This window comes from Saccharomonospora marina XMU15 (genome assembly GCF_000244955.1).
GTDB lineage: Bacteria > Actinomycetota > Actinomycetes > Mycobacteriales > Pseudonocardiaceae > Saccharomonospora_A > Saccharomonospora_A marina.
In genome coordinates this window covers 4,696,971-4,722,273 of sequence record NZ_CM001439.1, presented here as the reverse complement: position 1 = coordinate 4,722,273, position 25,303 = coordinate 4,696,971, and the positions used below count along the sequence as shown (strand labels likewise).

20 protein-coding genes and 1 riboswitch are annotated in these 25,303 nt (G+C 68.8%); of the genes, 12 read left to right on the top strand and 8 right to left on the bottom strand.

The window, feature by feature from the left end:
* Positions 1-682 precede the first annotated feature (682 nt).
* The 4 genes from SACMADRAFT_RS22280 (at position 683) to SACMADRAFT_RS30120 (ending at position 5,224) form a co-directional block, all read left to right on the top strand.
* Positions 683-1,969, top strand: coding sequence for an MFS transporter (locus SACMADRAFT_RS22280; RefSeq protein ID WP_009156113.1), 1,287 nt, complete (start codon positions 683-685; stop codon positions 1,967-1,969).
* A gap of 18 nt (positions 1,970-1,987) precedes the next feature.
* Positions 1,988-2,653, top strand: coding sequence for an ArsR/SmtB family transcription factor (locus SACMADRAFT_RS22275; RefSeq protein WP_009156112.1), 666 nt, complete (start codon positions 1,988-1,990; stop codon positions 2,651-2,653).
* A gap of 206 nt (positions 2,654-2,859) precedes the next feature.
* Positions 2,860-4,320, top strand: coding sequence for a cytochrome P450 (locus tag SACMADRAFT_RS22270; RefSeq protein ID WP_009156110.1), 1,461 nt, complete (start codon positions 2,860-2,862; stop codon positions 4,318-4,320).
* A gap of 721 nt (positions 4,321-5,041) precedes the next feature.
* Positions 5,042-5,224 (top strand): hypothetical protein, encoded by a 183-nt coding sequence (locus SACMADRAFT_RS30120; protein WP_157617297.1) that lies wholly within the window; start codon positions 5,042-5,044, stop codon positions 5,222-5,224.
* A gap of 214 nt (positions 5,225-5,438) precedes the next feature.
* Here the strand turns inward: SACMADRAFT_RS30120 and SACMADRAFT_RS22260 are convergent, their stop codons facing one another.
* Positions 5,439-6,464, bottom strand: coding sequence for a tryptophan--tRNA ligase (locus SACMADRAFT_RS22260; protein WP_009156108.1), 1,026 nt, complete (start codon positions 6,462-6,464; stop codon positions 5,439-5,441).
* A 72-nt stretch (positions 6,465-6,536) separates the two neighbouring features.
* On the opposite strand from SACMADRAFT_RS22260, the gene SACMADRAFT_RS22255 reads away from it, so the two are divergent.
* A complete protein-coding gene (locus SACMADRAFT_RS22255) occupies positions 6,537-7,964 on the top strand; it encodes an aminotransferase class I/II-fold pyridoxal phosphate-dependent enzyme (RefSeq protein WP_009156107.1) in 1,428 nt (475 codons plus the stop codon).
* A 139-nt stretch (positions 7,965-8,103) separates the two neighbouring features.
* Here the strand turns inward: SACMADRAFT_RS22255 and SACMADRAFT_RS22250 are convergent, their stop codons facing one another.
* Positions 8,104-9,981, bottom strand: a complete 1,878-nt coding sequence (locus SACMADRAFT_RS22250; protein WP_009156106.1) for a propionyl-CoA synthetase — start codon at positions 9,979-9,981, stop codon at positions 8,104-8,106.
* A gap of 182 nt (positions 9,982-10,163) precedes the next feature.
* On the opposite strand from SACMADRAFT_RS22250, the gene SACMADRAFT_RS22245 reads away from it, so the two are divergent.
* Entirely contained in the window at positions 10,164-11,867 is a 1,704-nt protein-coding gene (locus SACMADRAFT_RS22245) for a serine/threonine-protein kinase (protein ID WP_040925835.1), read from the top strand.
* Between the two features lie 54 nt (positions 11,868-11,921).
* On the opposite strand, the gene SACMADRAFT_RS22240 is transcribed toward SACMADRAFT_RS22245, so the two are convergent.
* Entirely contained in the window at positions 11,922-13,496 is a 1,575-nt protein-coding gene (locus SACMADRAFT_RS22240) for a dolichyl-phosphate-mannose--protein mannosyltransferase (protein ID WP_009156104.1), read from the bottom strand.
* Between the two features lie 31 nt (positions 13,497-13,527).
* Here SACMADRAFT_RS22240 and rsmI point away from each other — a divergent pair, with 31 nt between their 5' ends.
* Positions 13,528-14,367 carry a 16S rRNA (cytidine(1402)-2'-O)-methyltransferase gene (rsmI, locus tag SACMADRAFT_RS22235; protein WP_009156103.1) on the top strand — a complete coding sequence of 280 codons (840 nt, stop codon included), beginning with the start codon at positions 13,528-13,530 and terminating at the stop codon, positions 14,365-14,367.
* Here rsmI and SACMADRAFT_RS22230 read toward each other — a convergent pair.
* Positions 14,364-15,644, bottom strand: a complete 1,281-nt coding sequence (locus SACMADRAFT_RS22230) for an aminodeoxychorismate synthase component I (RefSeq protein ID WP_009156102.1) — start codon at positions 15,642-15,644, stop codon at positions 14,364-14,366. The genes rsmI and SACMADRAFT_RS22230 overlap by 4 nt on opposite strands.
* Positions 15,645-15,679: 35 nt before the next feature.
* Here SACMADRAFT_RS22230 and SACMADRAFT_RS22225 point away from each other — a divergent pair, with 35 nt between their 5' ends.
* On the top strand, positions 15,680-16,666 hold the full coding sequence (locus SACMADRAFT_RS22225) for a DUF4185 domain-containing protein (protein WP_009156101.1): 987 nt from the start codon (positions 15,680-15,682) through the stop codon (positions 16,664-16,666).
* A gap of 3 nt (positions 16,667-16,669) precedes the next feature.
* On the opposite strand, the gene SACMADRAFT_RS22220 is transcribed toward SACMADRAFT_RS22225, so the two are convergent.
* From SACMADRAFT_RS22220 to SACMADRAFT_RS22205, 4 genes are all read right to left on the bottom strand, one after another.
* The gene (locus tag SACMADRAFT_RS22220) at positions 16,670-17,272 is read right to left on the bottom strand and encodes a GH25 family lysozyme (RefSeq protein WP_009156100.1); all 603 of its coding nucleotides are present in this window, start codon (positions 17,270-17,272) and stop codon (positions 16,670-16,672) included.
* A gap of 79 nt (positions 17,273-17,351) precedes the next feature.
* Entirely contained in the window at positions 17,352-18,119 is a 768-nt protein-coding gene (locus tag SACMADRAFT_RS22215; RefSeq protein WP_009156099.1) for an ABC transporter permease, read from the bottom strand.
* Complete coding sequence (locus SACMADRAFT_RS22210; RefSeq protein WP_040925834.1) at positions 18,109-19,077, bottom strand: daunorubicin resistance protein DrrA family ABC transporter ATP-binding protein; 969 nt, start codon at positions 19,075-19,077, stop codon at positions 18,109-18,111. Before SACMADRAFT_RS22210 ends, SACMADRAFT_RS22215 begins: the two co-directional genes overlap by 11 nt.
* An 80-nt stretch (positions 19,078-19,157) precedes the next feature.
* Positions 19,158-19,757 carry a PadR family transcriptional regulator gene (locus tag SACMADRAFT_RS22205; protein WP_009156097.1) on the bottom strand — a complete coding sequence of 200 codons (600 nt, stop codon included), beginning with the start codon at positions 19,755-19,757 and terminating at the stop codon, positions 19,158-19,160.
* A 61-nt stretch (positions 19,758-19,818) separates the two neighbouring features.
* On the opposite strand from SACMADRAFT_RS22205, the gene metG reads away from it, so the two are divergent.
* From metG to rsmA, 4 genes are all read left to right on the top strand, one after another.
* Positions 19,819-21,615, top strand: a complete 1,797-nt coding sequence (gene metG, locus SACMADRAFT_RS22200) for a methionine--tRNA ligase (RefSeq protein ID WP_009156096.1) — start codon at positions 19,819-19,821, stop codon at positions 21,613-21,615.
* A complete protein-coding gene (locus SACMADRAFT_RS22195) occupies positions 21,602-22,435 on the top strand; it encodes a TatD family hydrolase (RefSeq protein ID WP_009156095.1) in 834 nt (277 codons plus the stop codon). Before metG ends, SACMADRAFT_RS22195 begins: the two co-directional genes overlap by 14 nt.
* Positions 22,436-22,750: 315 nt before the next feature.
* Positions 22,751-24,130, top strand: a complete 1,380-nt coding sequence (locus SACMADRAFT_RS22190) for a resuscitation-promoting factor (protein WP_009156094.1) — start codon at positions 22,751-22,753, stop codon at positions 24,128-24,130.
* A 26-nt stretch (positions 24,131-24,156) separates the two neighbouring features.
* Entirely contained in the window at positions 24,157-25,005 is an 849-nt protein-coding gene (rsmA, locus tag SACMADRAFT_RS22185) for a 16S rRNA (adenine(1518)-N(6)/adenine(1519)-N(6))-dimethyltransferase RsmA (RefSeq protein WP_009156093.1), read from the top strand.
* 52 nt (positions 25,006-25,057) lie between these two features.
* A riboswitch (SAM riboswitch) is annotated at positions 25,058-25,148 on the top strand.
* Positions 25,149-25,303: the final 155 nt, after the last annotated feature.

Below are 25,303 nucleotides of genomic sequence, written 5' to 3'. Positions count from 1 at the left end.
GCAGAGCCTGCTGAGGACTTGCCGCCGCGGCACGCCTGCCGGTAAGGAGCGCTACGTTGTCGGCCGTCAGGTAGCGCTGTCCTGCGGGCGGATGCCCTCGATCCGATGAGGTGTTCGATACGGCGGGCGGGTGCTCGGCCGGCAGCTTGGCAAGCCCGTGCACCGATGACCACTCAGATCGATGTGGTCCAGACCCTGGTTGAACACCCGGCGGGAGTGGCCGCTGTCCCGGCGCTGGAAGTGGTGGCCACCTGCCTCAGGGGTTTCGAAGAAGCACTTCGGTTGCCGCGCGGTCGCCGGGCCGGACGTTGATCAGCGCCGCGGCCGCACTGCGCGAGCCAGGGCGGCTGCCGGTCGTTGTCCCCGGGCGGCGCGTTGAAGCTTTCGATGGGAACGGCAGCCGCGGCAATCCTCCCAGCGCCCGTGAGCTCGCGACTTCCATCGGCAGGTGGTTGGCACAGCGCTGGGGTCCCGAGTGATCAACGAACACCGCTCGGGCCGAGGTCGGACGACCGAGCCCCTCGCAAACAATCCATCAATCCATGGAACGATGTATTCTGGTCGGGTGGATACCTCAGCCGGAACGGAGTAGCGGCGCCATGGACGTCGAGTTGCGCGAACAGGCACAGGCGGAACCCGGGGTCGGAAGGGTCGCCGCGGGAGAGATCGGGGAGACCTACAGGTGAACCCGACCGCATCGCGGGCCTCAGGCAGGCCGATCAAACTCGGACTGCGGGCCAACGCCGCGCAGTTCACCCTTCTCGTCGCCGTAAACGCCCTGGTAGGCGGCATGCTGGGGCAGGAGCGAACGGTGCTGCCGCTGCTCGGCGAGCGCGAGTTCGAGCTGACCGCCTACACCGCCGGACTGTCGTTCATCCTGGTCTTCGGCATAGCCAAGGCCGCCACCAACTACTTCGCGGGCACCTGGTCGGATCGGTTCGGCCGCAAACCCGTCCTGGTGGCAGGCTGGCTGGTGGCCGTCCCGGTGCCGCTGCTGCTGATCTGGGCACCCTCCTGGGGCTGGGTAATCTTCGCCAACGTCCTGCTCGGCATCAGCCAGGGGCTGACCTGGTCCACCACCGTCGTGATGAAGATCGACCTCGTCGGTCCGGCTCGCCGTGGTCTCGCGATGGGATTCAACGAGGCGGCGGGCTACGCGGCCGTGGCCGTGACCGCTTTGGCCACCGGCTACCTGGCCGAGGCCTACGGGCTTCGGCCTGCGCCGTTCCTGCTCGGTCTTGCCTTCGCCGCGCTCGGTCTCGGCCTTTCCGCCCTCGTGGTGCGCGAAACCCGTGACCACGCACGGTTCGAGGCGGCAAACCACGTCGCCCGCGCGGACGGCAGGCACGACCACCTGCACAGCGAGTTGCGCGATCGCGAGGTGTTTCGCCAGACCAGCTTCTCCGAACCCGCGCTGTCCTCGGCCAGCCAGGCAGGGCTGGTCAACAACCTCAACGACGGCCTGGCATGGGGCCTGTTCCCGATCCTGTTCGCCACGGCTGGGCTTTCGGTCGGCAAGATCGGCATTCTCGCCGCGCTGTACCCGGCCGTCTGGGGTGTCGGGCAGTTGTTCACCGGTGCGCTTTCGGACCGCTGGGGTCGCAAGTGGATGATCGTGGCCGGGATGTGGCTGCAGGCGTTCGCGCTGGCTGTGATCGCCCTCGTCGACCACTTCGGCGGCTGGGCGGTGGCCGCGGTGCTGCTGGGCGCGGGCACCGCGCTGGTGTATCCGACCTTGCTCGCTTCCATCGGAGACGTGGCCCATCCCACGTGGCGAGCCCGCTCGGTCGGCGTCTACCGGCTGTGGCGTGACGGCGGGTTCGCTGCGGGCGCTCTGCTCGCGGGCGTCGTGGCCGACCTGGTGGACGTGCGGGCCGCCGTGTGGACCGTCGCAGCGTTGACCGCGTTGTCGGGGCTGATCGTCGCTGTGAGGATGTACGAGACCCTGCACCGTCCGGCCAGAACCTGAGGACCAAGGAGGTAGGCGATGGGTGAGCGCGCCGCGAAGGATGCCCTCTATGCCGAGTTCGCGGCTGTCGGCAAGGCGCTGGGTCACCCGAAACGCCTCGAACTGCTGGACCTGCTGGCTCAGGGACCGCGCAGTGTCGAAGACCTCGCCGCCGCCGCCGGCCAAGGGATGAGCAGCTGTTCGGCACACCTGCAGACGCTGCGCGAGGCGGGACTGCTGCGCACTCGCCGTGACGGCAAGCGTGTCTACTACTCGCTGGCCGACGACGACGTCGCGCGGCTTTGGGAGTACCTGCGCCGCGTCGCGCAGCATCATCGGCCGCACACCGAACTGGCGCGACGTGACTACCTCGGCCCCGACGACACCGAGGCGGTCGATTCCGAGGAACTGCTGCGTCGGCTGCGCGGCGGTGACGCGCTGGTCATCGACGTTCGCCCGGGCCCGGAGTACGAGGGCGGTCACCTGCCCGGCGCGGTTCACATTCCGCTGGAGGAACTCGCGGATCGGCTGGCCGAACTCCCACGCGACAAGGAGATCGTCGCCTACTGCCGCGGTGAGTACTGCGTGCTGGCCCACGATGCAGTTCGGTTGCTGTCCGCCCACGGGCTGACGGCACGGCGCGCGGCGCAGGGAGTGCTGGAATGGCGGCTGGCGGGTCACCCCATTGAGGTCGGAGTGGCCTGACCCCGATCGCCGCCTCAGGCAACATCTTGACATGGGCTCATGTCAGATTGCATTCTGACTGAGCTGCCTGTCAAAAATGTCGCGAGGAGGCGTCAGCTATGACTGGTCACCGGGCTCGGTTCCTGCGCCACCTGGCTCGCGGCGCCGACAAGACCGACGGGCCGCTGTCCAACTCTCCGGAGTTCGCGCGCTGACAAGGAGTCGCGATGGTTTCCCTCGTCGAACGCACTACCCACGCGGCCCGCCAACGGCTGTCCACCGTGCTCGCCGTGCCCGCGCCGAACCGGGTGGACGACGCGCTGTTGCGGTTCAGCAGGCGCTGGCCAGCTGGCGACCTCGCCCCGGTGCCGAGCGGCAGCGACCTTCGGCCCGTGCCTGGCGACTACGGCCCGCCGCTTGTCGGTCACCTGCTCGACTACATCCGGTTCGGCAACGACCTGCTACGCGACCGCTACGAACGCTACGGTCCTGTGTCGTGGATGGGAGCGTTCGGAACCCGCGTGGTGACCGTCGCCGGTCCGGAAGCGACGCAGTCGGTGCTCACCAACAAGGACAAGGTCTACTCGCAGGACGGCTGGACCTTCCTGATCGACCAGTTCTTCCGTCGCGGCCTGATGTTGCTCGACTTCGACGAGCACAGAACCCACCGCCGGATCATGCAGGACGCGTTCACCCGCGACCGGCTGACCGCGTACGTCCGGCAACTGGCGCCCACGGTCCGTGGCAGCGTCGCTGAATGGAACAGCAGCAAGCCCGTGCGGCTGTACTGGTTGCTGAAGGATCTGACGCTGGATGTCGCCAACGACGTGTTCATGGGCGGACGTGGCGGCGGTGCGGATCATCAGCGGATCAACCAGGCCTTCGTGGCCACCGTCCGTGCCGCGAGTTCGATGGTGCGCTATCCACTTCCCGGCACCCGGTGGCGGGCGGGCGTGCGCGGCCGCCAGGTGCTGGAGGACTACTTCGCGCGGCACCTTCCCGCGACTCGCGCGGGCAACGGCGGCGACCTGTTCTCCGCGCTGTGTCAGGCGACCACGCCGGAAGGCGAGCGCTTCAGTGACGACGACGTCATCAATCACATGATCTTCTTGATGATGGCGGCGCACGACACCACCACCATCACCACCACCGCGGCCGCGTACTACCTGGCCAAACACCCCGAATGGCAGGACAAGGCCCGGCAGGAGTCGCTGGCGCTCGGCGAGGAAGGCGTCGACATCGACGTGCTGGAGCGGTTGGGAACTCTCGATCTGATCATCAAGGAGACGCTTCGGCTGCTGGCTCCGGTTCCGATGCTGATGCGCAGGACCGTGGCCGACACCGAACTGCTGGGGCACTACCTGCCGAGTGGCACTCTCGTCGCGGTGGCACCGGGGGTGAACCACTTCGTCCCGGAGTGCTGGACCGACCCGGACGCGTTCGATCCCGAGCGGTTCGCCCCGCATCGGCGTGAGGACTCCGGGCACCGGTTCGCGTGGCTACCCTTCGGCGGGGGCGTGCACAAGTGCATCGGCCTGCACTTCGGCACGCTGGAGGTGAAGGCGATCCTGCACGAGATGCTGCGGACCTACACCTGGTCCGTACCAGAGCGCTACCAGGCTCGCTGGGACAACACCTCGCTGCCGGTCCCGGCCGACGGCATGCCGGTGCGCCTCGCCCGCCGTTGAATCGCCGGGTGAATCACCGCTGCGCATGGTCGGCCAAACGCGAACGGTTCTCGAAAGGGAAGCCGCTGCCAGTTCGTTTGTGAAACAATAGTTTGTCGCCGCGGGAATCGTCGGTGGAACGCGGAAATTCGCAGGAATCCTGTGGTTCGAAGTTCACTCCACAGAGGTCACGCTGTCGTAGTGCCCGATCGTTTGCGCTGTCACTTTGTGAGCAGTGTGGACGGTTGAGCAGCTTCTTTCGGGTGAGTAATGAATGTGTGCCCCTTACTCTCGGCATATCGAGCGCGCCATAACGGCTGCCCGGCGGGTTGGGGCGATGCGGTATTGCGGTCGGCATCTGATAAAACAAGATCACGCGTGAGGGCATTTCGGCGACACGGCGCATTCCCTTCATGGGGCACGCGATCCGCATTGTCGACGTGGCCCCCTGTGTGGCGACAGGGGGCCACGTAATCGTCCTACGCAACCCGGAACGAAGTTAAGGAGTACGTAGCACGTGTCGACTGTACAACCTCGGCCATGTAGCGCGCTAGCTGGCCGCACGGAAAGGGGGAGGCGAAGGCACAAGCCGAAGCACCGCGTCGCCGACCGCAGTTACCACAGTGTCGAGGAGCTGATGGTCGCGGCCGCGTTGACGTCGACGGGTCGGTCGGGTCGCGGATACACGGGCAGGCACCGGGCGCAGAGTCCGTCCCCGTGGCAGGTGCTGCGAAGCCCTGTCATGTCCGAACGCGGGATCGGTGCGGCGCGGCTCGTTGCGCTGGTCATCGCGACGCTGCTGGTGCTGCTCGCGATGCTGCTGCTCGGCCTGCCCGCCTGGCAGCCGGTGCTGTTCTTCCTGGTGGGTACGGCGATGCTGGGGCATGTCGCAGGCCATCGTCGGCGCACTGCCGTTTCCGCCTGACGACGGTCACGGCTCGCGCGGTCGTGTCGCGGGTATGGGCGGCACGACCGCGGACCCGGCGTAGCGCGCGAAACTGCGGGCTGGACCTGGCCCCGGGTGCGAACCGCGGGCTCGGCCCGGCCTCGCGTGCGAATGCAGAGCCCGCCGGCGGGAATGCAGAACTCGTGGGCAGGAAGGGGGGACTCGCGGGCAGGAGGGGGGACTCGCGGATGAGTCAGCCGACGCCGATCGCCCTGCGAACGGACGACAACACCCTGCCCGCCCGCTCCCGTGCCTTCCGGGCTCCCTCGGCGAGTGCCTCGTCGAGTTCGCTTCCGGGTTCGAGCAGCGCCTCGTACCGCGCGCGCATCGGGGCCAGTTCGGTGTTGAGTACCTCGAACAGCACGTTCTTCAGCTCGCCCCAACCCATTCCGCCTGCCTCCAGCCGCTTGCGCGTGTCGGCGACGACGTCGGCGGCCGACTGCGGAGCGACCTGCTCCAGGATCTGGAACACCGCCGAGCTGTCCGGGTCCTTCGGGTCCTCGACGGGGGTGCTGTCGGTCGGAATCCTGCGCACCAGCTTCTTCAACTGGTTCTGCGGAAGGAACAGCGGAATGGTGTTGTCGTAGGACTTGCTCATCTTCCGCCCGTCCAGGCCGGGCAACGTCTGCCCGCTGCCTGCCTCCGGGACGATGGCCTGCGGGATCTTGAACGAGTAGGACTTGCCGTAGATGTGGTTGAAGCTGCCCGCGATGTCGGCGGCGTACTCCACGTGCTGGACCTGGTCCCTGCCGACCGGCACCACGTCGGACTCCATGATGAGGATGTCCACGGCCATCAGGATCGGATAGTTGTACAGCCCCATGTTCACGCCCGCGTCGGGGTCCTCGCCCGCCTCCAGGTTGCGGTCACGGGCCGCCTTGTAGGCGTGAGCGCGGTTCATCAGCCCCTTGCCGGTGACGCAGGACAGGATCCAGTTCAGCTCGAAGATCTCCGGCACGTCGGACTGGACGTAAAAGGTCGTGCGTTGCGGGTCGAGGCCCGCGGCCAGCCACGCGGCCGCGACCGAGCGTGAGTACTGCCGGAGCAGCTTCGGGTCGCGGATGGTGGTGAGCGCGTGGTAGTCGGCGATGAAGTAGACGGAGTCGTACTGCTCGGCCAACCGCAGCGCCGGACGGATCGCACCGATCAGGTTGCCCAGGTGTGGCTCACCGGTCGGCTTGATGCCGGTCAACGAGACCTTGGCTACGGGCTGTGACATGCGGCCATCCTACTGACCTGGTGCCATCGGGCGAGGCCAGGCCGCAGGTAGCCTGGCCTGGTGTCGGAGCACATGACCCCGGAGGAGTTCCGCGAGTACGGCAAGCAGGTCGTCGACTGGATCGCCGACTACCTCGCAGGCATCGAGGACTATCCGGTGCGTTCGCGGGTGCGACCCGGCGAGGTTCGTGCGGCGCTGCCCGCACATCCGCCGGAACACGGTGAGCCGTTCGAATCCGTGCTCGACGACCTGGACAGCGTCGTGCTGCCCGGCATCACACACTGGCAACACCCTTCTTTCTTCGCCTACTTCCCGGCCAACGCCAGCGGGCCCGCCATCCTCGGCGACCTGCTTTCGGCAGGGCTCGGCGTGCAGGGCATGGTGTGGGCGACCAGTCCGGCCTGCACGGAACTGGAGACGGTGGTGGTCGACTGGCTGGCGGAACTGCTCGACCTGCCAGCCCACTTCCGTACCGATACGGCTGGCGGTGGGGTGATCCAGGATTCGGCGTCGAGCGCGAGCCTTGTCGCGGTGCTCGCCGCGATCCAGCGTGCAGGTGGCCGGGCAGGTGACGGCAGGCGCTACTCGATCTACGTCTCGTCGCAGACCCACTCCTCACTGGAGAAGGCGGCGCGGATCGCGGGAATCGGCGCCGAGTACGTCCGCGCCGTCGACGTGGACCCCGAGACGCTCGCCATGGACCCGGTGCACCTGGACACGCTCATCGCGGAGGACGTCGCCGAAGGTGTGACGCCCGCACTGGTATGCGCGACGATCGGGACCACATCCACCACCGCGATCGACCCGGTGGCCAGGATCGGGCAGGTGTGTCGTGCTCGCGGTATCTGGCTGCACGTGGACGCCGCCTACGCGGGCGTTTCGGCGGTCTGCCCGGAACTGCGCTGGATCAACGACGGAGTGGCCGCCTTCGCCGATTCCTATGTCACCAACCCGCACAAGTGGCTGTTGACCAACTTCGACTGCTCGGTGCTGTGGCTGGCCGACCGTGCGCCGCTGATCGAGGCGCTTTCGATCCTGCCCGAGTACCTGCGCAACGCCGCCAGCGCCTCAGGTGAGGTCATCGACTACCGCGACTGGCAAATCCCGCTGGGCAGGCGGTTCCGGGCGTTGAAGCTGTGGTCGGTGATCCGCTGGTACGGCGCGGAGGGGCTGCGAGCGCATGTGCGCAACGGCATCGAGTTGGCCGACGAGTTCGCCGCGCTGGTCAAGGCTCACCCGGGGTTCCGGTTGCTGGAACACCATCCGTTCAGCCTGGTCTGTTTTCGGCCGGTATGGCCGGGGAAGTCCACCGCGGATGCCAACGCGGCGACCACGGAGCTGCTGGAACGCCTGAACGACTCGGGGCAGCTGTACCTGAGCCACACCAAGGTCGGCGACGACGTGCTGCTTCGGTTGGCCGTCGGTGCCCCGATGACACAGCGACGGCACATCCAGGCCGCATGGGACCGCATTCGGACGGAGTACGAGCGGTCGCAGTGAGAGTTCCGCTACGGCGATGGGCGACTGACGGTCCGCACCGCAGAACTCGCGGTCCGCACCGCAGAACTCGCGGGCTTGGGTGCAGGACTCGCGGGCAGGAGCGCAGGACTCGCGGGTCTGGGCGGGGGACTCGCGGGTGTTACTGCCTGCGCAGGATCGGCCGCAGTGAGTCCAGCACGTCGGGGTCCTCGATGGTGGAGGGCACTGGCTCCTCGCGGCCGTCGGCGATCCCTCGCATCGTCTTGCGCAGGATCTTGCCCGAACGGGTCTTCGGCAGCGCGTCCACCACCGAGACGTCGCGAAATGCCGCCACCGGGCCGATGTCGGCGCGCACGGCCGCCACCAGCTCATCCCGCAGCCGCTGCTCATCGATGTCCACGCCGGACTTCAGCACCACGAAGCCCCACGGCAGCTGACCCTTGAGCTGGTCGTGTACACCGATGACGGCGCACTCGGCCACGGCGGGATGCCCCGCGAGCACCGCCTCGATGGAACCCGTCGACAGCCGGTGGCCTGCCACGTTGATCACGTCGTCGGTGCGACCCATCACGAACAGGTAGCCGTCGTCGTCGCGGTAGCCGGAGTCTCCGGTGAGGTAGTGGCCCTCGTAGCGGGACAGGTACGCCTCGACGAAGCGTTCGTCGTCGCCCCACAGTGTCGGCAGCGCACCAGGAGGCAGCGGCAGCCTGATGGCGATGGCACCCTCCTGGCCCGGCGGCAACTCCTCGCCCGACTGCCCGAGGATGCGCACGTCCCAGCCGGGCACGGCAACGGTCGCGGAGCCGGGTTTGACGGGCAGCTTCTCGATGCCACGGGGATTCGCCGCTATCGGCCACCCGGTCTCGGTCTGCCACCAGTGGTCGATCACGGGTACACCCAGCTTGTCGTGCGCCCAGTGATAGGTCTCCGGATCGAGCCGCTCGCCCGCCATGAACAGGGTCCCGAACCGGGACAGGTCGTACTTGGCCAACTCGCTGCCGTCCGGATCGACCCGCTTGATCGCCCGCAGCGCGGTGGGCGCTGTGAACAGCGCCTTCGCGCCGTGCTCGGCGATCACCCGCCAGAACGCGCCCGCGTCCGGGGTTCCCACCGGTTTGCCTTCGTAAAGTATTGAGGTGGCGCCAACCAGCAGCGGGGCGTAGACGATGTAGGAGTGGCCGACCACCCAGCCGACATCGGAGGCGGTCCACCACACGTCGCCGGGGCCGATGTCGTAGACCGCGCCCATCGACCAGGCCAGTGCCACCGCGTGCCCACCGGTGTCACGCACGACCCCCTTCGGCTTCCCTGTGGTGCCGGAGGTGTAGAGGATGTAGAGCGGGTCGGTGGCGGCCACCGGAACGGGATCGGCAGGTGAGGCGGCGGCCATCAGTTGCTGCCAGTCCACGTCCCGGTCGGTGAGCTCGGCCCGTGCCGCGTCGCGTTGCAGCACCACGACCCTGTCGGGCTGGTGCTCGGTCGTCTTCAGTGCCTCCTCGATGATCGGCTTGTACTCGACGGTCCTGGTGGGCTCGATCCCGCAGGAGGCCGCCACGATCGCCTTCGGCTTCGCGTCCTCGACCCTCGCGGCCAGTTCCTTGGGGGCGAACCCGCCGAACACAACGGAGTGAACAGCGCCGATGCGGGCGCACCCCAGCATGGCGATCACGGCCTCCGGGACCATCGGCATGTAGATGATCACCCGGTCGCCCCTGCCGACGCCGAGCGAGGCCAGCGCACCGGCGAAACGTGCGACCTCGTCGAGCAACTCGGCGTAGCTGTAGCGGCGCCGCGAGCCGGTGACCGGCGAGTCCCAGATCAACGCCGCCTGCTCGCCCCTGCCGCGCTCCACGTGCCGGTCAAGGGCGTTGTAGGCGGTGTTCAGCTCAGCGTCGGGAAACCACCGGTACAGCGGAGCGGTCGATGCGTCCAGCGCGCGTCGCGGCGCGCGGGTCCAGTCGATGGCCTCGGCGGCCCGCAGCCAGAACCCTTCGGGATCGGAAAGGCTGTACCGGTACTGCTCGGCGTAGGCGCCCATCGTGCATGCCTCCTCGTCGTCGAGGTCCAGCACAAACCGTAGAGCGCGGGGCCCTGCCTGCACCAGTGGCGGCAGGACCAGCGGCTTCACTCACCCGCCACGGTCGCGAGCCGCCCCGATGGCCGGTGGCATATTCTGGTGCCGACGGCAAACCGCCGGGCGACGCGGCGAAGGGGCGAGGGGTGGAATCGATCGCGAGCTCGTTGCTCTCGCTGGCCTACCGGCTGTTCCAGCCGGGATTCTGCCCCGGCGACTGGGCATGGGCCACGAGCATGGCCGGCGCCATCATCGCGCTCTTCCCCGTCGCGGGTGCGGTCGTGGTGGCCGTCATGCGCAAGTTCACCGGCAACCGCTACCACGGCCCGACGTTGATCACCATCGGTGTGGTCGGCGCCGTCCTGGTGCTGCTCGTGCCCTGGCTCTACGCGGCCGGTGTGTCCAGCGTCTTCAGGGCCGTGTTCGCGGGCGGCAACGGCGGTCTGTCCGCGGGCGAGGTGGATGCGCTGCAACAGCAGTACTGCTTCGTGGGCCCGCAGGACGAGTACCTTGGCGGCGGGCAGAACGTCTACGAGACGCTCTTCTATCCCTCAGGGGACGTGTTCGCCTACGGCTACTACCTGGGCATGCTCGTGGGCCTGCCGGTGCTGGCGCTGCTGGCCGTGCTGCTGCTGAGCAGGATCGCGCTGCGCAGGGGCCCGAAATGGCCGGGCCGGTTGCTCTGGGTGCCGTTCGTCCTCTACGTCCTGGTCTCCTCCGGCGTCGAGGCCAACACGGCGGTGCACCTGTGGCTGGGATTCCTGCCGGTCACCGTGCTCGGGGTGATACCGGTGGCGCTGGTCGGGCCGCCCAGCTGGTCGGTGATCCAGAACTCCGACCGGCCACCGCAGCGTGAGCAGCCACCGCCCTACGTGCCTCCCTCGCAGCAGGAGCAGAAGCCGCCGCCCCCACCTCCGCCGCCGGAGAAGAACTACCCGCCCACCTCGGTGGCGCCCGCCCAGGAGTTGGCGGCCGCGCCGGGCCCGGTGCCGCCGCCTCCAGGCTCGGCGCAGGGCGGCAGCGGCAGGTTCCGCCGGGTGCGCAGGCTCGGCCACGGCGGGTTCGGCACCGTCTGGGAGGCGGTGGACACCCAACTCGGCCGCACCGTCGCACTGAAGATCGCGCACGCCCCCGACAAGGACACAGAGGAACGCATGCAGCGGGAGGCCAGGGCGCTGGCCGCGCTGAGCCACCCCAACTGCGTGCGGGTGTACGACCTGGTCGAGGAGTCCGACGGGCTGGCGCTGGTGATGGAGTACCTGCACGGCCAGGCGCTGGCGGAAAGCGTCGACACCGTCGGTCCGCTGGACGACATCACCGCCGGGCGGCTGTGGGCCACCATGGCCAGCGCGCTCTCCGCCGCACACGAGAAGGGTGTGCTGCACCGCGACGTCAAGCCGTCGAACATCATCGTGGACCCGGCAGGGCTGCCGCACCTGATCGACTTCGGGATCGCCCGCAGCCGGGGCGACGCCAAGCTCACCGCCACCGGCATGATGATCGGCACGCCCGACTACGTGGCACCGGAGACAGCGGCGGGCGCGCCCGCGAGCCCCGCGTCGGACGCGTGGCAACTCGCGGCGACCGTCAGTTACGCGCTGTCCGGTTATCCGCCGAGGGGAACCCGGGAGACGCCGATGGCCGCGCTGATGGCCGCCGCCCGCGCCGAACCGCCTTCGCAACTGCCGAGGCAGAGCGTGCACGCGAAGCTGCTCATCGCGTCGCTGGACCCACAGCCACGCAACCGGCCGACTCTGAACGCCGTGCAGCGCGAGGTGGAGGGCTGGCTGGCCAGGGCGGGCACCTCCGCCGAAGGCCCGGTCACCCGCGTGGTGCCAAGGGCTCGTTGACACGTCCGCGACCTGAACGCCCGGCCGGTCACCGGGTAGGCGATACGGCCCCGGTCAGCGCCATGACGGCAGCCAGAGTTCGGCCTGCCAGCGCGCGTTGGTGATCGGATCGCCGTTGAGCACCGGCCACAGCCAGACGAAGTTGGCCACCACCAGGCCGGTGTAGAGCGCGACCACGAGCAGACCGGTACCTCGCCGTTCCAGTCCGTGCCGCGCGCTGCCGAGCAGCTGTCCCAGCACCAGCGTCAGCCCCAGCACCAGGAACGGCGCCATCGGGGTGGCGTAGAAGAAGTACATCTGCCGGTCGAGGTTGGCGAACCACGGAAGCAGGCCCGCGAGGTAGCCCACGAGCACGGCCGCGTACCGCCAGTCGAAGCGGAACACGGCCCGCCACAGCCCCCAGCCGAGCACAGGCAGTGCCAGCCACCACATCGCGGGCGTGCCGATGAGCATCGTCGCGCTCACGCACTCCGACTCGCCGCAACCGGTGACGTCCGCGCCCGATTCGTAGTAGTACAGCATCGGCCGCAGACCCATCGGCCACGTCCACGGCTTCGACTCCCACGGATGGGGGTCACCGGCGGGTGTTGCCAGGTTCTCGTGGAAGTCGAGCACGTTGAGCGTGTAGAGCACCAGTGACCGCAACGCGTCCGGCACGAACCCGAAGGCACCGCCGCCGACGTTGTTGATCTCGACGTAGTGCCGGTCGGTCGCGGTTTCGCTGGCGAACCATGCCCACCAGCTACTCAGGTAGACGAGCACGGCCAGCGCACCGATGTTCCACACCGCCGGGGCGAGGTCCCGTCGCAGCACGCCCACCCACGGTCGCCGCACGCCCGCCGTCCTGCGTGCGGCGACGTCGAAGGCGATACACAGCAGCCCGAAGGCGATCACCCAGTACGCGCCGGACCACTTCACGGCGGTCGCCATGCCGAGCAACAGCCCGGCACCGAAACGCCACCAGCGAAAACCCAGCCTCGGCCCGTAGGGAGATTCGTCGACCCAACCCTCGCGTACGGCGACGGCAAGCCGCTGCCGTACCTGGTCGCGGTCCACGAGCAGACTGCCGAACGCCGCGAGCACGAACAGCGCGCTGAAGATGTCGAGCATCCCCATGCGCGACTGCAGGTGCAGTACGCCGTCGCTGATGACCAGGATGCCCGCGATGGCACCCAGCAGTGTCGAGCGAGTCAGTCTGCGTGCGATGCGGATCGTCAGCAGCACGATGAGCGCGCCCGCGATCGCCGCGCTGAACCGCCATCCCCAACCGTCGTAGCCGAACAGCCACTCACCGACGGCGATGAGCTGCTTGGCCAGCGGCGGGTGTACGACGAGTTCGTAGCCGTAGTTGTCCTCGTAGCCGCCGTTGCGCAGCATCTGCCATGCCTGCGGCACGTAATGCTTCTCGTCGAAGACCGGCGTGCCCTGGTCGGTCGGCACACCCAGGTTCTGCAACCGCACGAGCGCGCCGATCGCCGTCAGCACCACCGTGACGGCGAGTGCGCGCAGCCGGTCGCCGGGCATCGGCCTGCCCAGCAGGGTGGCTTCGGCGTCGCTCGGTGGTTGCGGTGCCTGTCCTGGCTCGGGGCCCACACCGCCCCCTGACGAGCGGGCGAGGAGTGCGGTCACGGAGCCCGATCCTACGGGCTAGCCTCGGCCCGTGACGCTCGTACTGGCAGCTACGCCGCTCGGCGACCCTCGTGACGCTTCTCCCCGCCTCGCCGAGGCGATCGGCGAGGCAGATGTGGTGGCGGCGGAGGACACCAGGAGGCTGCGGGCGCTGGCCGCGACGCTGGGAGTTACCCCTTCCGGTCGGGTGGTCAGCTTCTACGACGACGTCGAGGCTGCGCGGTTGCCGAAGCTGCTGGACGCCCTGCGAGCAGGCGAAACCGTGCTGCTGGTGAGCGATGCCGGTATGCCGAGCGTTTCCGACCCCGGCTACCGACTGGTCGCGGCGTGTGTCGCCGAGCGACTGCCGGTGACCGCCCTGCCCGGCCCCTCGGCCGTCACCACCGCGCTGGCGGTCTCCGGGCTGCCCACCGACCGGTTCTGCTTCGAGGGATTCGCGCCCCGCAAGAGCGGTGAGCGGGCGAGGTGGCTGCGGGAGCTGGCCGGGCAGTCGCGCACCGTCGTGTTCTTCGAGTCGCCGCGCAGGCTGGCCGCGACCCTCGCAGAGGCGGCGCAGGCGCTGGGTGGCACGCGGCGGGCGGCGGTATGCCGGGAGCTCACCAAGACCTACGAGGAGATCCGTCGCGGCACCCTGGCGGAACTGGCCGACTGGGCGGCGGAGGGAGTCCGTGGCGAGATCACCGTCGTGCTGGCGGGCGCGCGGCCGCCCAGTGCGAGCACCGCCGATTTGGTAGCCGAGGTAGTGGCCAGGGTGGAGGCGGGCGAGCGGCTGAAGACCGCCTCGGCCGAGGTGGCAGCGGCATCCGGGGTCTCGAGGAAGGAGTTGTACGACGCCGCGCTGCGCGATCGCGCCGTCCGTGGCCAGGACTAGGCAGGGTTGGCGAGCAGCCGTTCCAGCGGGGCGCTCTTGTGCAGGCATTCCCGCCACTCGGCGTCGGGGTCGGAGTCGGCCGTGATCCCGCCGCCCACCCCGAACGCGATGGTGTCACCGCTGATCTCGAAGGTACGGATGGCGACGTTCAGCTCCAGCCCGGCGACTGGCGAGCACAGTCCGATCGCTCCGGTGTAGACGCCGCGAGGGCGGTGCTCCAGCTCGGCGATCAGTTCCAGCGCGCGGATCTTGGGTGCGCCGGTGACCGACCCGGGCGGAAACGTCGCGCGCAGCAGGTCCTCGTCGTCGTGGCCTGCGGCGAGCAGGCCCTCCACCGTGGAGTCCAGGTGCCAGACACCGGGGGCCTCGCGAACGGCGAGCAACTCGGGCACTCGCACGCTGCCGACCTCGCAGACGCGACCGAGATCGTTGCGGACCAGGTCGGTGATCATCACGTTTTCGGCGATGTCCTTCGCGGACTGCCGCAGCAGCCGCGCCTGCTCGGCGTCGGCCGCCGACCTGCGCGGCCGCGTTCCCTTGATCGGGGTGGAACGCACTCGCCTGCCGGAGCGGGAAAGGAACAACTCGGGAGACATCGACACCAACGCACCCCATTCGCCCGCGAGATAGGCGGCACGCGCCGGTCGCAGCAGCCGGATGCCCTCGGCGAACAGCCCGCTCGGCCTGCCGTCGAACGGTCCGTCGAACCGGGTGCAGACGTTGGCCTGGAACAGCTCGCCCTGCTCGATGGCGTAGACGCACGACTTGACGGCCGCGTGGTGCGGCGGCGGGCGCAGCAGCGTCGTGGCCGACCAGGTCAGCAGCGGCGGTGGCTCGGCGAGGGCGGCGTCGAGTTCACGGGCCAGCTCCGACGGCTCGGGCGCGGCGTCGGGGACGAGCGCCTCGAACCACCAGCGGCCGTCCGTGTCGAGCCGCAACACGTGGTCGGCCCAGCCCCAGGCCGCGGTGGGCAGTGCGCCCCGGCGGCAGGAGGGATCGGTGAGGTCGTAGGACAGGTAGCCGAACCAGCCACCGCCGACCGCTCCCGGCACCCCGTCTCGCACCGCCGGTTGCCGCGCCGGGGTGGCGAACGCCTCCGCCTCGCTCGTGCTCGGCCGCACCTCCACGCTGGGTGCCAGCACCGCCTTCGAGCCGAACCACTCGCCCGCGAGTGCGGCAGGGCCGGGCAGGCCGAGCCCGCGCGCCCTGCGATGCAGCGAACGCAGTGCCGCCTCCGGTGTCGCCGTTGCCCGCAGCGCGGTGCGTGTCAGCCGCATGCGCGCCATTCTCGCCGCAGCTACCGTCGCAACCGATGGTTCGCGTGACGGACACGACACGAATCGGCCCGGTGACCGGCGCCGATTCCGCCAACCGCACCGACGAGCGGTTCGCCATCAACGCCACCGACCTCGGGATCATGTGGGACGGGGGCGACGGGCGGGTCTTCGTACTGTTCGGCGACACCTACGGCAGCGGTTGGGGCGGACACGGCGCTGGTCCCGCGCACGCGGACTGGCGGTGCAACACGCTGGCGTTCTCCTCCAGCCGCGACCTGAACCGGGGGTTACGACTGGACGGCGTCGTCGAGCGCGAGGGCGGTGGTGCCTGCCAGGTGATCCCGTCCGGGCACGGTCGCGAGGTCACCGTGATTCCCAACAGCGGGTTGTGTGTCGACGGCGACCAGTACGTGCACTACATGTCCGTGCGCGAGTGGGGCAGGCCGGGCAGGTGGCGCACCAACCACGCGGGTATCGCGGTGTCCACCGACGGTGGCCGCAGTTGGGCCAAACCGCGTGCCGCGCGCTGGGGCAACCGGTTGGGCGGTGACCGGTTCCAACTCGGTGCGCTGACCCGCGGCGGAGAGTACGTCTACCTGTTCGGGACCACGAACGGTCGAGCGGGGGACGCCTACCTCGCCAGGGCGGCCGTGCCGGATCTGCTGTCGAGGCGCCGCTACGAGTACTGGAACGGCAGCGGCTGGACACGGTGGCAGGGTGGCGCCGCGGCCGTGTTCGGCGGCCCGGTCGGTGAGCTGTCCGTTGCCTACCACGGCTGGCTCGGTCGCTGGTTGCTCATGCACCTGGACGAGCACAGGAAGGGCATTGTGCTGCGTAGCGCGCCGGAGCTGACCGGGCCCTGGACCGAGGGCGAGGTGGTGGTGTCGGGGCGCGAGTATCCGGCCGTCTACGGGGGTTACCTGCATCCCTGGTCGCTGGACGGTCCCGACCTCTACTACCTGGTGTCCCAGTGGGGCCCCTACAACGTCTTCCTCATGCGAAGCACGTTGCGGCGGAACTGACGGTCACCGGCCCCGCAGCACGATGTCGGCGAGGGTGAACGGGTAGACGAGCGCGTCGTTGCCGTAGCCGCCGCCGTTGCCGTGTTGGTGCAGGCCCAGTCTGGAGTGGAACCAGCCCGGCCTTCCAGGAATGCCGTTGTGGCGAACCAGCCACAACACCACCTCGTCGTCGGCCCACTTGTCGGGATGCAACCGCCGCTGCCAGTGCTCGTACGGCGCGTAGACCAGTACTCGCCGGATACCGGCGCACTGTCGCAGTGACTTGATCCACGCCTTGACGAAGCGATCGTCGATACCTTCCGCGCCGACATCCAGTGCGGGCGCCAGCGAGCCGGGAACGAGCGCGCCGAGCCGCGTGCCTGTCTGCGCGAGGTGTTTGGCCTGCTCCTGCGGCGCTCCGGGGCGGGCGTAGTGCCGGATGCCCGCGTGTACGCCCGCACGGTAGGCGTCGACGAGTTGCCGCGCCGCCCGCTCGTCCGTCCAGTTCATTCCCTCGGTGACGGTGATCGAGGCGAACGAGACGGCATTCGCTCTGACGGCGGTCCAGTCGGCCACCGCCTGCCGCGGCGAGAGGTTGATCCCGCGCTGCTCGCCGTACTCGTTCATGGCGCGAGGCTAACCCGCCCGGGCGGGTGGCGCGGGCCGACGAGCCGGCGCCACCTCACCCGTCGTGGGGATTGTCGGGTCAGGCGTTCTCCCTGCGGAAGGTACGCACTCCCCACAGCAGCGCCAGTGCCGTCAACGCCACCAGCACGAGGCTTCCGGTCAGCAGCGCGTCCACTGTGAAGTCGCCGCGGAAACCGGCCCGTTCGGCCTCGACGACGTGACTGAACGGGTTGATCCGCGAGATTGTGTAGAGCCATTCCGGTGCGAGCCCTGTGGTGATCGGCAGCAGAATCCCCGACAGCAGCAGTACCGGCAGCAGTACCGCGTTGAGCAGCGCGGGGAAGGCCTCCTCGCTCCTGAGAGTGAGGGCCAGCGCGTACGACGCGGAGGCCATCGTGACGGCGAGCAGCCCGGCGATCAACAGGCTCAGCGCGATCCCGCCCACGGGCGCGCGCAGCCCGAAGGCCACCACAGCCAGCGTGATCAGCAGTATCGCCTGCACCAGCGCTTGCAGCGCGTTGTTGAGCACCTTGCCCAGCAGTAGCGCCGTCCTGCTCGTCGGGGTCACGCGTAGCCGTTCCACGACGCCGCTGCGGTAATCGGCGAGCAGTCCGAATCCGACGAACGAGGTGCCGAACAGCGCGATCATCACGATCAGCGCGGGCGTGAAGATCGTCCACACGTCGCCGGGCGGGAACCCGGGCGTGCTGGCCACGACCTTCTCCAGCAGCGGACCGAACAGCACCAGGTACAGCACGGGTTGCATGATCTGGATGAAGATCCAGGCCGGGTTGCGCAGGGAGAGCACCAGGTCCCTGCGAAAGATCAGCCACACGTCACGCCACATGCGCGACCTCCTCGGCGTCCCGCAGGCTGCGGCCGGTGAGGGTGAGGAAGACGTCGTCCAGAGTGGGCCGGTGTACCCGCATCGAACGCATCGCGATGCCCGCGGCGTCGAGTGCGCGCAGCAGCTCCGGTGCCACGGTGTCCCCCTGCGGTACCCGGAAGCGAACCAGGTCCTGCGCCGTGGACACCTCGTGCGCTCCGTCGAGTTTGGCCGCGATCTCGGCTGCGGCCGCCGCGTGAGCTTCCTCGACGCCGATCTCCACACCGTCGCCGGAGACCTTGGCCTTCAGCGCGTCGGGTGTGCCCTCCGCGACGAGCAGGCCGTTGTCGATCACCAGGACGCGGTCGCACAGCGAGTCCGCCTCATCGAGGTAATGAGTCGTGAGGAACAGCGTCACGCCGTGCTCGGCACGCAGTCTGCGGATGTGGTCCCACAGGTTCGCCCTGCTCTGCGGGTCGAGCCCGGTGGTGGGTTCGTCGAAGAACACCAGCCGCGGTTGATGGATCAGGCCCAGCGCGATGTCCAGCCTGCGTCGCTGCCCTCCCGACAGTGTCTTGGTGAGCCGCTGGTCGAGACCGGCCAGGTCGAGTTGCTCGGCCAGCGCGCTGCCGCGTTCGCGTGCCTGCGTCTTCGTCAGTCCGTAGAGCCTGCCCTGCAGTTCCAGCTCCTCGCAGACTCTCGACTCCGGTGAGGTGCCTCCGCCCTGCGCGACGTACCCGATGCGGGCGCGCACGCCGACCGGGTCGGAGAGCAGGTCACGGCCGGCCACCGTCGCTTCGCCCTCGGTGGGGCGAAGCAGCGTGGTGAGCATGCGCAGGGTCGTCGTCTTGCCCGCCCCGTTCGGGCCGAGGAAGCCGACGAGTTCGCCCGCGTCGACGTCGATGTCGACGCCACGCACGGCCTCGACGGTGCGGCCGCGGGCGGTGAACCGCCGCGCGAGGCCGCGTGCCTTGATCATGAATCCCCCTTGGTAGTCAAACTTGACTAGCTGGACAATGAGGCACTCTGCCTCAAGCATCGGTAGCTAGTCAAATTTGATTACAAGGTGGTGGTCGTTGCCGTGCCGAACGACGACTCACTGTCGTCAGCCATCACGTATTCGCCCGCCCGCAGCCGGTCGATGAGCTCCGCGGCCCAGGTCAGGGAGGCGTTGGTTTGCGCCAGCCACATGCGGTAGAGCTCGCCGACGTGCTCGGGCTGGCCCCACTCGGTGCCGTGCCGCAACATCACCTCAAGGTTCGCCTGCTGGCCCTTCAGCTGGGTGACGCGGAACTTCAGCAGGCTGATCGCCCGGTCGCGGCTCAGCATCGGGAAGAACGCGACAGCCGCGGCGAGGCCCACACCGGAGTAGTCGTCGCGCACCTCGCCGAGCATCGCCTGCAGCAGCTCGTCGAAGTACCGCTTGCCGTCCTCGGTGATCCGGTACCCGATCCGGTCAGGGCCGCGCGCGCCCTCGGACTCGACCTGTTCGAGCAGCCCTTCGGCGGCCATTCGCTTCAGCGCGTGGTAGATCGATCCCGGCTGCACGTTCGCCCACTTGTCGGCGTTCCAGGATTCCAGTTCCCGCCGCACCTGATAGCCGTGTGCGACCCCGCAGATGTGGACGACACCCAACACGAGCAAGCGAGTGGCAGACACCGGAACTCCTTCCGCTCCCTGGCGCGTTGAGCAGCCGACACCATCCGTAGGCTAAACGGGTATGAGCACCCCTGTGTTGACCGCGGTGGCCTGGCCCTATGCCAACGGTCCCCGCCACATCGGCCACGTGTCCGGCTTCGGCGTCCCCTCCGACGTCTTCTCGCGCTACCAGCGAATGGCCGGCAACCGGGTGCTCATGGTCTCCGGCACCGACGAACACGGCACGCCGATCCTGGTTCAGGCCGACAAGGAGGGCCTTTCCCCGCAGCAGACGGCCGACAAGTACACCCGGCAGATCGGCGAGGATCTGCGCGGGCTCGGTCTCACCTACGACCTGTTCACCAGGACCAGTACCGGCAACCATGCCGAGGTCACCCAGCAGATCTTCCTCGCGATGTACCGCAACGGCTACGTCGTGCCCAAGACCACCACGGGCGCGGTCAGCCCGTCCACCGGCCGCACCCTGCCCGACCGCTACATCGAGGGCACCTGCCCGATCTGCGGGTACGACGGCGCCCGGGGTGACCAGTGCGACAACTGCGGCAACCAGCTCGACGCCGCCGAACTGATCAATCCGCGGTCGCGGATCAACGGTGAGAAGCCGAAGTTCGTCGAGACCGAGCACCTCTTTCTCGATCTGCCCGCTTTCACCGAGACGCTCGGCAAGTGGCTTTCCACCAAGACGGACTGGCGGCCCAACGTCCTCAACTTCACCAGGAATCTGGTGGACGACATGCGACCGCGACCGATCACCCGTGACCTCGACTGGGGGGTGAAGATCCCGCTGGACGGCTGGCGCGACCAGCCGCTCAAGCGGTTCTACGTGTGGTTCGACGCCGTGATCGGCTACTTCTCGGCGAGCGTGGAGTGGGCCCGCCGCAGCGGTGACCCGACGGCGTGGCAGCAGTGGTGGAACAACCCGGACGCCCGCGGGTACTACTTCATGGGCAAGGACAACATCACCTTCCACGCCCAGATCTGGCCCGCGTTGCTGCTCGGCCACAACGGGGAGGGCGACCACGGTGGCGAGCCGGGGCCGTACGGCTCGCTGCGGCTGCCGGACGAGATCGTCTCCAGCGAGTTCCTCACCATGAGCGGGTCGAAGTTCTCCACCTCGCGCGGCACGGTCATCTACGTGAACGACTTCCTGCGCGAGTTCGGTCCTGACACGCTGCGCTACTTCATCAGCGTGGCCGGACCCGAGACCCAGGACACCGACTTCACCTGGGACGAGTTCGTGCGCCGGGTGAACTTCGAGTTGGCCAACGAGTGGGGCAACCTGGTCAACCGGTCGATCTCCATGGCGCACAAGAACAACGGCGGCGTGCCGGTCCCGCGTGCCCTGACGCGGCAGGACGAGGAGCTGAAGGCGCAGGCCAGGGCCGCGTTCGACACCGTGGGCGAAAACCTGCGCAGGTCTCGGTTCAAGCAGGCCGCGAGTGAGGCGATGCGGGTGGTCTCCGCCGCCAACAAGTACCTCTCCGACCAGCAGCCGTGGAAGCTCAAGGACGACCCACAGCGGCGAGACACCGTGCTGCACACCGCGCTGCAGGTGGTTTCCGACGCCAACACGCTGCTGACCCCTTTCCTGCCGCACTCGGCGCAGCAGGTGCACGAGGCGCTCGGTGGCAGCGGGGTGTGGGCGGCGCAGCCGCGGCTGGAGGAGGTCGAGGACCTCGACATCCCCGGCCGGACCAACCCCATCCTGACCGGCGACTACGCGGCCGAGCAGGCTCGCTGGGAGTCGGTCCCGATCGAGGTCGGGCGGCCGCTTGCCAAGCCGACGCCACTGTTCGCCAAGCTCGACCCGAAGCTGGGCGAGACCGGGCCGGACTGGGCTCCCATTGAGCACACGTGAGCTGCCGCCCGCGCCGGAACCGCTTCCGGCGCGGGCGATCGACTCCCACACGCATCTGGACGCCTGCGGCGCCACCACGCCCGAGGAACTCGGTGCCGCGCTGGACAGGGCGCAGGCGGCAGGCATCGCCGCCGTCGTGACGGTCGCCGACGACCTGGCATCGGCCCGCTGGGTCGTCGAGGCGTCCACGTGGGACAGTCGGCTGTACGGTGCCGTCGCGTTGCACCCGACCCGCACCAAGGATTTCGGTGAGGCGCAGCGCCGCGAAATCGAACGCCTGGCCCGGGCGCCGAGGGTGGTGTCGATCGGCGAGACCGGGCTGGACTACTACTGGGACTTCTCGCCGCCGTCGGCGCAGCAGGATGCCTTTCGCTGGCACATCGATCTCGCCAAGCGGCTGGGCAAGCCGCTCATGATCCACGACAGGGACGCGCACGAGGACGTGCTGCGGATTCTGCGGGAGGAGGGCCCGCCGAGGTCGGTGGTGTTCCACTGCTTCTCGGGGGATGCCGAGATGGCGCGCCGCTGCGTGGCGCAGGGCTACCTGCTTTCGTTCGCGGGCACGGTGACCTTCCGCAACGCCCGAGCGCTGCACGAGGCGGCCAAGCTGGTTCCCGACGGGCAACTGCTCGTGGAGACCGATGCGCCGTTCCTCACCCCGCACCCGTTCCGGGGCAGGCCCAACGAGCCGTACTGCGCCGCCTACACGGTTCGCGGCCTCGCCGAACTGCGCGGCCAGCCGGTCGACGTGGTCGCGGAGGCCGTCCGCCGAAACGCGGAGCGGGTCTTCGGGTTGGCCGAGCGCGAAGCGGCCACATGATGAACTCTTCGTCACCGCACGGCTCACCGGCTGCGACATTCGGGTATGCGCATGCGCCTGCGGGCGCAGTGACGAACCTCACGAGACTGCGGGGGGTGTTTGCGCAACCTCGCAGCCTTCGTTATTGTCCCGTGACCGTGCCGGGTGGTGACTTCGCCAGTCGCCGTGCGGCACGCCCACAGTCACGTCGGTGTACGTCGGGGAAGCGCCCCTCGGGGCGCTAGGGGCGGCGCTGACTGCGGGAGTCGGTGTACTTATGCGAAAGGGATCGACCCTGTGACTGGTAGACCTGGGCATGCTGGCGGCTCCACCGCCATGCTCGAGTGGCCGAGCGAGCTCGACGACCTCGACTTCTCGCCCGAACCGCAAGTCACGCGACACGACGTGATGACGGCTCTCGGCCCCGACGCCGACATGCTGATGTCCGAGGCCGACGTCGACGTCGACGAACTCATTCGGCTGATCAACGCCGAGACCACGATGCTTCCGCCGATCGTCCTTCCCGACGAGGCGAGCGGGGACCGTTCCGCGCGACCCGCGCAGGCGCTGCAGGACCCCAAGGAGGGCCTCGCGGGCGCGGTCAGGACCTGGAAGAAGCGCTTCCTCAAGGGCGCCGTGCTGGCGGTGATGATCACACTCACCGGTGGCGGCGCGGCCGCGCTGGCGATGAACAAGAGCGTCACGCTGGACGTGGACGGCGAGCGCCAGACCGTACGCAGCTTCGGCGACACGGTGGGCGAGGTGCTCGAGGACGCGGGCATCACCGTCGGCGCTCACGATGCGCTCTCCCCTTCGCCGCAGGCCGCCGTCGGCGACGGTGGCGTCATCAAGCTCGAGCGGGGCAGGCAGCTCACGCTCGTCGTGGACGGCGCGGAGCGGCAGTCGTGGGTGCGCGCCACGACCGTCGGCGAGGCGTTGACCCAACTCGGGCTCGACGACCTCGACAAGCAAGGCACCTGGTTCTCCACGCCGGTGAACGGCGAGGTGCCCTTGGAGGGCATGCGGCTGGAGGTCAAGACCCTCAAGCACATCACCCTCTTCGACGGCGGTGACAAGCCGCGCGAGCTGACCACCAATGCCGTGAACGCGCAGGAACTGATCAACGAACTCGGGCTGAAGCTCGGCCCGCAGGACAAGGTCGAGAACGGGCTGGACTTCAAGCTCCTCGACGGCGCTGAGGTGCGCATCAGCCGCACCGGTGTCTCCGTGGTGAATCGCACCGAGACCATCGAGCCGCCGGTCCGCTACATCGAGGACTCCGATCTCGAGGCGGGCAAGGAGATCGTCGAGGACCCCGGCAAGGCGGGCGAGAAGGTCGTCACCTACCGGATCACCCAGAAGAACGGCAAGGAGATCGACCGCGAGGAGATCTCCACCAAGATCGTCAAGAAGGCCAAGGAGCGGGTCGTCCGCAAGGGCACCAAGCAGCCGCTGATCAGCGATGCGGGCGTGTGGGATTCCCTCGCGCAGTGCGAGTCCGGCGGCGACTGGTCCATCAACACCGGCAACGGCTACTACGGTGGGCTGCAGTTCAACAAGTCCACCTGGGATGCCTACGGCGGCGATCAGTACGCGGCCTACCCCCACGAGGCAACCCGTGAGCAGCAGATCGCGATCGCCACGAAGGTGCGCGACTCCCGTGGTGGCTACGGCGCCTGGCCCGCCTGCTCCTCGTCGCTGGGCCTGCCGCAGTAGGTGCGGCCACGTTCTAGGCTGGCCCGGTGAACGAACCACCGGGCCTGCTGGGGCCCGCCGACGTCCGCAGGCTGGCGGACGAACTCGACCTGCGGCCGACCAAGAAGCTGGGCCAGAACTTCGTGCACGACGCCAACACCGTGCGGCGCATCGTGGAGTTGGCCGAGGTCGGCCCTGCCGACGTGGTGCTGGAGGTTGGTCCCGGTCTCGGTTCGTTGACCCTGGGGCTGCTGGGCAGTGGCGCGCAGGTGATCGCCGTGGAGGTCGATTCCGTGCTCGCGACACGGCTTCCGGTTACGGTGCGCGAGCGTGCGCCCAGCGCGTTCGACCGCCTTACCGTGCTTCGTGCCGACGCGCTCTGCCTGCGCTCACAGGACTTGCCGCGACCGCCGACCGCGCTCGTGGCCAACCTGCCGTACAACGTGGCAGTTCCCGTGGTTCTCCACCTGCTCGCGGAGCTGCCGTCGATGGGTCACGGACTGGTGATGGTGCAGACCGAGGTGGCCGACCGGATGGCCGCACGACCGGGGAGCCGGGTGTACGGGGTGCCCAGCGTGAAGCTCGCCTGGTACGGCAGGGCGCGCAAGGTCAGCGCGGTCGGCAGGTCGGTGTTCTGGCCGGTGCCGAACGTGGATTCCGCGCTCGTGGAGTTCGAGCGGCGGCCACCGCCTGCCGACATCGATCGCAGGGGAGTCTTCGAGGTCGTGGACGCGGCCTTCTCACAACGGCGAAAGACGCTGCGCGCGGCACTCGCCGCGTGGGCGGGTTCGGCCGACCGTGCGGCCGAACTGCTCGTGTCGGCCGGAATCGACCCGCGCAGCCGTGGCGAGCAGCTCGGCGTGGAGGACTTCGCCGCCATTGCGGCAAAGGTGTGATCCTCGCTGCCTGCCTTGCTTTCGCCGCGCCGAGTCAGGTGTACTTTGTGGGCATCCATCCCGAGCGACCGAGAGACCTGGCTCGCCGACGTCGCAGCAACCACCCCCGCCGGGGCAGGTGCTACCGCCAGGACCGATGGAGGACTTGTGTATCGCTCCCGACTCCTGACAAGGCGCCGAGTGGTCGACCAGGGTCGTCGAACGGTGTGTGCGTGTCGTCGCCACATCGCCCTCGTCTGAGCTCTTCCGATCCGGTTCTTTCGCGTCCTTTCGGACGCGCCCTCACCCTGCGCCTTTA

Excerpts from the sequence above, each read along its gene's own strand:
- SACMADRAFT_RS30120 (WP_157617297.1), top strand. The coding sequence starts at position 5,042 with ATGTCCGAACGCGGGATCGGTGCGGCGCGGCTCGTTGCGCTGGTCATC.
- SACMADRAFT_RS22210 (WP_040925834.1), bottom strand. The coding sequence starts at position 19,077 with ATGATCAAGGCACGCGGCCTCGCGCGGCGGTTCACCGCCCGCGGCCGC.
- SACMADRAFT_RS22255 (WP_009156107.1), top strand. The coding sequence starts at position 6,537 with ATGACCCCGGAGGAGTTCCGCGAGTACGGCAAGCAGGTCGTCGACTGG.
- SACMADRAFT_RS22215 (WP_009156099.1), bottom strand. The coding sequence starts at position 18,119 with ATGTGGCGTGACGTGTGGCTGATCTTTCGCAGGGACCTGGTGCTCTCC.
- SACMADRAFT_RS22275 (WP_009156112.1), top strand. The coding sequence starts at position 1,988 with ATGGGTGAGCGCGCCGCGAAGGATGCCCTCTATGCCGAGTTCGCGGCT.
- SACMADRAFT_RS22190 (WP_009156094.1), top strand. The coding sequence starts at position 22,751 with ATGCTCGAGTGGCCGAGCGAGCTCGACGACCTCGACTTCTCGCCCGAA.
- SACMADRAFT_RS22225 (WP_009156101.1), top strand. The coding sequence starts at position 15,680 with ATGGTTCGCGTGACGGACACGACACGAATCGGCCCGGTGACCGGCGCC.
- SACMADRAFT_RS22220 (WP_009156100.1), bottom strand. The coding sequence starts at position 17,272 with ATGAACGAGTACGGCGAGCAGCGCGGGATCAACCTCTCGCCGCGGCAG.
- SACMADRAFT_RS22270 (WP_009156110.1), top strand. The coding sequence starts at position 2,860 with ATGGTTTCCCTCGTCGAACGCACTACCCACGCGGCCCGCCAACGGCTG.
- SACMADRAFT_RS22260 (WP_009156108.1), bottom strand. The coding sequence starts at position 6,464 with ATGTCACAGCCCGTAGCCAAGGTCTCGTTGACCGGCATCAAGCCGACC.
- SACMADRAFT_RS22250 (WP_009156106.1), bottom strand. The coding sequence starts at position 9,981 with ATGGGCGCCTACGCCGAGCAGTACCGGTACAGCCTTTCCGATCCCGAA.
- SACMADRAFT_RS22230 (WP_009156102.1), bottom strand. The coding sequence starts at position 15,644 with ATGCGGCTGACACGCACCGCGCTGCGGGCAACGGCGACACCGGAGGCG.
- metG (WP_009156096.1), top strand. The coding sequence starts at position 19,819 with ATGAGCACCCCTGTGTTGACCGCGGTGGCCTGGCCCTATGCCAACGGT.